The organism is Mesorhizobium sp. M7A.F.Ca.US.011.01.1.1 (genome assembly GCF_003998295.1).
Classification (GTDB): Bacteria; Pseudomonadota; Alphaproteobacteria; order Rhizobiales; family Rhizobiaceae; genus Mesorhizobium.
In genome coordinates, this window is the sequence record NZ_RZRT01000019.1 from 96636 (window position 1) to 103690 (window position 7055).

Annotated in this window: 9 protein-coding genes; all 9 read left to right on the forward strand. The window is 64.9% G+C overall.

The genetic code is table 11. From position 1 onward, the window contains the following. Positions 1 to 234 precede the first annotated feature (234 nt). The 9 genes from EOA13_RS19010 (at position 235) to EOA13_RS19050 (ending at position 6784) form a co-directional block, all read left to right on the forward strand. Positions 235 to 657, forward strand: coding sequence for an MbcA/ParS/Xre antitoxin family protein (locus tag EOA13_RS19010; protein ID WP_127294912.1), 423 nt, complete (start codon positions 235 to 237; stop codon positions 655 to 657). Continuing rightward, positions 651 to 1349 carry an RES family NAD+ phosphorylase gene (locus tag EOA13_RS19015; RefSeq protein WP_127294914.1) on the forward strand — a complete coding sequence of 233 codons (699 nt, stop codon included), beginning with the start codon at positions 651 to 653 and terminating at the stop codon, positions 1347 to 1349. The genes EOA13_RS19010 and EOA13_RS19015 overlap by 7 nt, the downstream gene beginning before the upstream one ends. A 72-nt stretch (positions 1350 to 1421) precedes the next feature. After that, positions 1422 to 1754 (forward strand): metalloregulator ArsR/SmtB family transcription factor, encoded by a 333-nt coding sequence (locus EOA13_RS19020; protein WP_023809328.1) that lies wholly within the window; start codon positions 1422 to 1424, stop codon positions 1752 to 1754. A gap of 93 nt (positions 1755 to 1847) precedes the next feature. Continuing rightward, entirely contained in the window at positions 1848 to 2912 is a 1065-nt protein-coding gene (gene arsB, locus EOA13_RS19025; protein WP_164780167.1) for an ACR3 family arsenite efflux transporter, read from the forward strand. Continuing rightward, on the forward strand, positions 2909 to 3331 hold the full coding sequence (gene arsC / locus EOA13_RS19030; RefSeq protein WP_127294918.1) for an arsenate reductase (glutaredoxin): 423 nt from the start codon (positions 2909 to 2911) through the stop codon (positions 3329 to 3331). Before arsB ends, arsC begins: the two co-directional genes overlap by 4 nt. A gap of 63 nt (positions 3332 to 3394) precedes the next feature. Further along, a complete protein-coding gene (locus tag EOA13_RS19035) occupies positions 3395 to 3715 on the forward strand; it encodes a metalloregulator ArsR/SmtB family transcription factor (RefSeq protein WP_127294920.1) in 321 nt (106 codons plus the stop codon). A 44-nt stretch (positions 3716 to 3759) separates the two neighbouring features. Further along, positions 3760 to 5187: an NAD(P)-binding domain-containing protein gene (locus EOA13_RS19040; RefSeq protein ID WP_127294922.1), complete on the forward strand. Its 1428-nt coding sequence runs from the start codon at positions 3760 to 3762 to the stop codon at positions 5185 to 5187. After that, entirely contained in the window at positions 5180 to 6424 is a 1245-nt protein-coding gene (arsK, locus tag EOA13_RS19045; protein WP_127294924.1) for an arsenite efflux MFS transporter ArsK, read from the forward strand. Before EOA13_RS19040 ends, arsK begins: the two co-directional genes overlap by 8 nt. 114 nt (positions 6425 to 6538) lie before the next feature. Beyond that, positions 6539 to 6784: a type II toxin-antitoxin system ParD family antitoxin gene (locus EOA13_RS19050; RefSeq protein ID WP_127294926.1), complete on the forward strand. Its 246-nt coding sequence runs from the start codon at positions 6539 to 6541 to the stop codon at positions 6782 to 6784. The last annotated feature ends 271 nt before the right edge of the window (positions 6785 to 7055 follow it).

Below are 7055 nucleotides of genomic sequence, written 5' to 3' on the forward strand. Positions count from 1 at the left end.
GCGAAGCGGTCGGAGAGGGGGCTGCGGCGCTGGCGAGTTCCCTCTAAATCACCTAAGGCCGCGCCGCCCCCGCTCCGTCTCGGCTTCGCCGAGCCACCTCTCTCCCACTTCCGTGGGGGCGAGGAACCCAAGCCCTGCTACGTCCCGCCATCCTCTTCCCATCAAGACGCGGTTGGACTTATCTTGCCAATTGGCAAATACATGCTATATATCTGCCAATAGCGAGGCACCAAAATGCAGCTTCAGTCCATAGTCACCACGCCGGCGACGGTTGGCAGCGCCATCTCAGATGACGAGGCCGGCGCCCTGGCGCGCACCACGGTCAATTTGTTCAAGGCCTGGAATCTAACCGACCTGGAGGCCTGCATCCTCCTCGGCGGCATGTCGGCCCGGACCTGGGCGCGTTGGAAGACTGGGGCGAAGGAAGGCGGCGTCGGCAGGATCGACCGCGATCTGCGCACCCGCATGGCGCATCTGATGGGCATCCATAAGGGCCTGCGCTATCTGTTCACGGAGCCGGCGCGGGGCTACGCCTGGATCCGCAAGCCAAATGCCACCTTCGGCGGCCAGTCGGCCCTCGACCTGATGCTGCGCGGCGAAATCTCCGATCTTGCCGCGATGCGCGAATGGCTCGATGCGGAGCGTGGTGCATGGTGAGTGGGCTTGCGGTCCGTCGCCGCGTCGACTGGCACCAGACCTTCCGCATCATCCGCTCCATCCATCCCCCGATCGACCTCTTCGAGGACATTGCCGACCCGCGCGACTGGGAGGCGCTTGCTGCCGTCGAGGCGAAGACAAACCCGCGCATAAGGTTCGAGATCGGCGATCTCGGCAAGGTGTCGGCCGCAAGGCGGGTTTCCGGCCCCGGCGCCAGCTTCGTGATGGCGCCCTTCGTGCACTGCTCGACGCTGAGGCCAGGCCGCTTCTCGGATGGCAGCTACGGCATCTACTATGCCGGCGACAGTGAGGACGTCGCGCTGGCCGAGACCATCCACCATCATCAGAAATTCATGCGTGCCACCAACGAGGGGCCGGGCTGGACGGCTGACTTCCGCGTGCTGATCGGCAGCGTCGACCGCGACCTAGATGACGTCAACGCCGTGCCCGGCGTGCTCGACCCGGACGACTATTCCGCCTCGCAGGCGGAAGGGCGGGCGCTGCGGGCAGCAGGCAGCGACGGGCTGGTGTGGAACAGCGTGCGCATGCCGGGCGGCGGCTGCATCGGCATCTTCTGGCCCGATGTCATTACCATTCCAGTCCAGGGCCGCCACTACAGCTACCACTGGGACGGCGCCCGCGTGGACTTCGTGCGCCAGCACGATACGGGAAAGGTGCTGGCCGTCACCTGATGGTGGGCGGACCCTTTACAGATCGTGGGGGAGTCGGTATCCACGAATCTATAAATCCAAGAATTCGGATATATGGATAAGAAAAGCACTTTGAACGCGCTGGCCGCACTTGGCCAGGAGACGCGGCTGGATGTCTTCCGGCTGCTCGTGCGTGCCGGTCCGGAAGGCATTCCGGCGGGCGAGATCGCAACGAGGCTCGACACGGTCCAGAACACCATGTCGGCGCATCTGAAGGTGCTCGCCCATGCCGGGCTGATCCGTCCCGAACGCGACGGAAGGACCGTGCGCTATGTCGCCGACATGACCGGCTTGCGCGACCTGCTGGCCTATCTGATGGAAGATTGCTGCAATGGCGCGCCGGAGCTCTGCCGTCCGGTCATCAATGCCGTGACCTGTGACTGCTGAGGGGCTTGTGGCTGTCCGCCGCGCGCCGTTCGAACAAGGAAAGCCATCATGAGCGATCACGCTCTGAACGCAGCTGAGGCGGTTCGGCCCGGCATCGGCTTCGTCGAGAAATATCTCACGGTGTGGGTGGCATTGTGCATCGTCGCGGGCATCGCACTTGGCCATCTGCTGCCAGGCGTGTTCGGCGCCATCGCGTCGGCCGAGATCGCCAGGGTCAACATTCCTGTCGCCGTGCTGATCTGGCTGATGATCGTGCCGATGCTCTTGCGCGTCGATTTCGCCTCGCTGGCCAGGGTCGGCACCTATTGGCGCGGCATCGGCGTGACGCTGTTCATCAACTGGGCGGTGAAGCCGTTCTCGATGGCGCTGCTGGGCTGGCTCTTCATCGGCTGGCTGTTCCGGCCATGGCTGCCCGCCGCGCAGATCGATTCCTACATAGCCGGGCTGATCATCCTTGCCGCGGCACCGTGTACGGCGATGGTGTTCGTCTGGTCGAACCTGACGCGCGGCGAGCCGAACTTCACGCTGTCGCAGGTGGCGCTCAACGACGCGATCATGATCGTCGCTTTCGCCCCCATCGTCGGCCTGCTGCTCGGCCTGTCGGCGATCACCGTGCCATGGGGCACGCTGATGCTGTCGGTCGCACTCTACTTCGTCGCGCCGGTGATCGTCGCGCAGCTGGTTCGTGGCCGGCTGCTGGCAGCGAGGGGACAGGCCGGGCTCGATGCCCTGCTTGCCACGCTGCAGACCTTGTCGCTGATTGCCTTGCTGGCGACGCTGGTGCTGCTGTTCGGCTTCCAGGGCGAGCAGATCATTGCGCAGCCGCTGGTGATCGTGCTGCTGGCAGTGCCGATCCTGATCCAGGTCTATTTCAACTCCGGTCTTGCCTATCTGCTCAACCGTCTCAGCGGCGAACGGCACTGCGTGGCTGGACCATCGGCGCTGATCGGCGCGTCGAACTTCTTCGAGCTGGCGGTGGCCGCCGCGATCGCGCTGTTCGGGCTGAATTCGGGCGCGGCCCTTGCCACCGTGGTTGGGGTGCTCATCGAGGTTCCGGTTATGCTGTCGGTGGTGTGGATCGTGAACCGCAGCAAGGGCTGGTACGAGAAGGGCGGCGCCGTCCGGAATACCATGTCGACTGAGAGGGCCTCGAAATGACCATCACCATCTACCACAATCCCGATTGCGGCACGTCGCGTAACACGCTGGCCATCATCCGGCAGTCGGGCGAGGAGCCGGAGGTGATCGAATATCTGAAGACGCCGCCGTCGCGACAAAGGCTGGTCGAACTGATCGCCGCGATGGGCATCACACCGCGAGACCTGCTGCGCGAGAAGGGCACGCCCTATGCCGAACTCGGCCTTGCCGACCCGAAATGGTCCGACGAGCAGATCCTCGATTTCATGCTGGCACATCCGATCCTGATCAACCGGCCGATCGTGGTCAGCCCGCTCGGCGTCGTCCTTGCACGGCCGTCGGAAAAGGTGCTGGACGTCCTGCCCAACCCGGAGATCGGCGCGTTCACCAAGGAGGATGGCGAGGTGGTTACAGGCGCCTCGGGCAAACGCGCCGGCTGATGTTATTTCCATATTTTTCGAAATTAAGTTGACGGCGCGAAAAGTGCCGCGTAGTTTATTTCCATGAAACTCGAAAAAGCAGCTGCCCAGCTTGAAGCACTCGGCAATCCGACGCGACTTCAGCTCTATCGCATCCTGGTGCGCGCCGGTGACGACGGGCTTGCCGTCGGCAGCGTCCAGGGCAAGCTCGACATTCCGTCATCGACGCTGTCGCATCACCTCAAACGGCTGGTCGACACCGGGCTTGTCACGCAGGAGCGGCAAGCGACGACGCTGATCTGCCGCGCCAACTATCCCGGCATGAATGCGCTGATCGGCTATCTCGCCGACGAGTGCTGCGCTGACGCCGTCTGCGCGCCCGCCGTCGGCAAAGCGCTGGCCTGATTTTTTTGCGCCTGTAATTCGAAGATACCGGAAGGATCGAACCTATGGACATGATGGCAAATCTTCCCGTCGCGGTGATCGGTGCCGGCCCGGTCGGGCTGGCCGCAGCAGCGCATCTGGTCGAGCGCGGCATCCGTCCGCTGATCCTGGAGCGCGGCGAAAGCGTGGGTGCGGCGCTGCTCGATTGGGGCCATGTGCGGGTGTTTTCGCCATGGAAATACAACATCGATACGGCGGCGCGGGCGCTGCTCGACCGCTCCGGCTGGACGGCGCCGGACAGCCAGGGCCTGCCGACCGGCGGCGAGATCGTGCGCGATTATCTGACGCCGCTTGGCCGGCTTCCCGCGATGGCCGCCAATTTGAAGCTCGGCGCCGAGGTCACCGCGATCACCCGTCAGGGACACGACAAGGTCGCCAATGATGGTCGCAAGGACGCGCCCTTCGTCATCCGCTATTGCGATGCCGGCGGCGAACACCGCGTTCTCGCGCGCGCCGTCATCGACGCGTCCGGAACATGGTGGCAGCCAAATCCGATCGGCGTCGACGGGCTGCCGGTTTCCGGCGAAGGCGAGGCATCGGCACGCATCGCCTATGGCATTCCCGACGTGCTCGGCAAGGCGAGAGAAGACTATGCGGGCAAGCGCATCCTGGTCATAGGCGGCGGGCACTCGGCCATCAACGTCGCGCTGGCGCTGATGGAGCTGCAGGATGCGGCGCCTGACACCGAAATCTTCTGGGCGCTGCGCCACGCCAGCATCGAGAGATTGCTCGGCGGCGGGCTGAACGACCAGTTGCCGGAACGCGGCGCGCTTGGGCTGGCTGCCGGGCAGGCAATGGCGGATGGCAGGCTGAACATGCTGACGTCTTTCGCCGTCAACGGCATCAAGACGCAGGGCGAGGGGCTTGTTGTCAATGCCAGCCTGGGTGGCAAGCCGTTCAGCCTGGCCATCGACCGCATCGTCGTTACCACCGGCTTCAGGCCAGACCTGTCGTTCCTGAGCGAAATCCGCATCGCGCTTGATCCCGCCGTCGAGGCGCCGCCGGCACTGGCGCCGCTGATCGATCCAAACTTCCACTCATGCGGCACGGTTCCGGCGCATGGCATTGCAGAGCTCGCCCACCCCGAACCGGGCTTCACCATCGTCGGCTCGAAATCCTACGGACGTGCCCCGACCTTCCTGATGGCGACCGGCTACGAGCAGGTCCGCTCGGTGGTGGCCGATATTGCCGGAGACCATGCCGCGGCCCGCGAGGTCCGGCTGGTGCTGCCGGAGACCGGCGTGTGCAGCGCCGTCGGTGTCGTGACGGTAGCGGCAAGCGCCGGCTGCTGTGGCGGGCCCGCGCCGGCCGCTGTCGATGCCTGCTGCGTCATGGATGCGGACGCCAAGGCAACCGGCGCATCGGGCTGCGGCTGCGCAACCGCGCCGACCACCGAGACGCGAGAGAATATGGCGGCCGGCGTCGATGCCTGACCGATCCGTCCTGCGCAAGGCGATCTGGGCGCTTGGGCTGACCCAGATCATCGGCTACGGCACGCTCTACTACAGCTTCTCGATCCTGGCGCCGGCAATGGCACGCGAATTCGGCCTCACGGAAGGTTGGGTATTCGCAGCGCTGTCGGCCTCGCTGTTTGCCGGCAGCCTGTTCGCGCCGACTGCCGGGCGGTGGGCCGACCGCTTCGGCGCCGGGCGCATCATGACCATCGGCTCGGTCGCGGCAGCCGTGGCGCTGGCGCTGTGCGCCGTCGCGCCCGGCCGCGTGAGTTTCGTTCTGGCCTTGCTGGCGATGGAGCTGGCCTCCAGCTTCGTCCTCTACAGCGCCGCCTTCGTCGCAATCGTACAGATCGGGGTTCCCCGGCCGCAACGCAGCATCACCCACCTGACGCTCATCGCCGGGTTTGCCTCGACCCTGTTCTGGCCGCTGACCTCGGCGCTGCATGCGCAGCTGACATGGCGCGAGGTCTATCTTCTGTTCTCCGCACTCAATCTCGGGCTCTGCCTGCCGATCCACGCGTGGCTGATGCGCCTGTCGCGCCGCCATGCAACAGTCATGCCGCAAGAGCACGGGTCCGCCCCCGATGAAGCGGGCACGCGGCTCGATGCGCGGCGCGGCCGGACCGCCTTCCTGCTCATGCTGGCGGGGTTCGCCACCGAGGGCTTCGTGCTGTCGGCGATCCTCATCCACATGGTGCCGCTGACGGCGGCGCTGGGGCTCGGAACCGCAGGCCTCTTCGTCTCGACCCTGTTCGGGCCGGCGCAGGTCGCCAGCCGGTTGATCAACATGCTGTTTGGCGGGCGGCTGCAGCAGACGCAGCTTGCCGTCATCGCGGCGTCGCTGATCACAGCAGGGCTGTGCGCACTGCTGCTGACGACGCCATGGCTGCCAGGCGCTTTCCTGTTCGCGTTGCTGTTCGGCCTTGGTTCCGGCCTCACCAGCATCGTCGGCGGCACCTTGCCGCTCGAACTCTTCGGCCGCGAGGGCTATGGTGCGCGGCTCGGATGGGCGAGCGCTGCCCGCCAGTCCACCTCGGCCTTCGCGCCGTTTGCGCTTGCCCTCATGATGGCGCGGACATCCGTCGCCAATTCGCTGTGGGTGCTGGTCGTCGTCGCCGCGAGCGGCGTGATCGCCTTCCTCGCCATCGTGCTGCTCAGACGGCGGGGCGGCCGGGCTGCGTTTGTGATGGGCGGCAGTCCGGGAGAGGCGACCTGAATCAGAACATCGCGATGGCAGGGCGACTTGGCATCTTACCCCTCTGAAGTCAGAATTATGGACATATACCAATTTTTGGTATATGTTTGACATCACCACCTTAGGATGGAGTTCATGCCCCGAAACACCTCTGTTTCCCTTGGCGACCATTTCGCCGGCTTTATCGATACGCAGGTTCAGACAGGCCGCTACGGTTCGGCGAGTGATGTCGTGCGTGCAGGCCTGCGGTTGCTTGAAGAGCATGAGGCCAAGGTCCGTGCCTTGCAAAACGCCCTCATCGCCGGTGAGGAGTCTGGCGCACCCGTTGCCTTCGACAGCACTGCATTCCTAGGCAAGATGCGGGCCAGGCATGCCAGGTGAGAGCCGCCAATGGCGCCGGAGGGAAAGCCATAAGGTCGAATTTACGATCCCAAGGCAATCGCTGCGGATTTGAGTTCGCCTCTCGGTTTAGGCGTCGGCGCTGCCCCTCACCTGCCTGCCGGCATCCTCTCCCCGTATAGGGACCTATCGCATTCACACATCTCGGTTGCGCTTTGCGCTGAAGGTCGATTCTGTGTCGGCTTGAAGCTCGATGGAGGTATCGATGGCCGGGATGGAATACGGACTGGGGCGATTTGGCGATCGGCGCCTG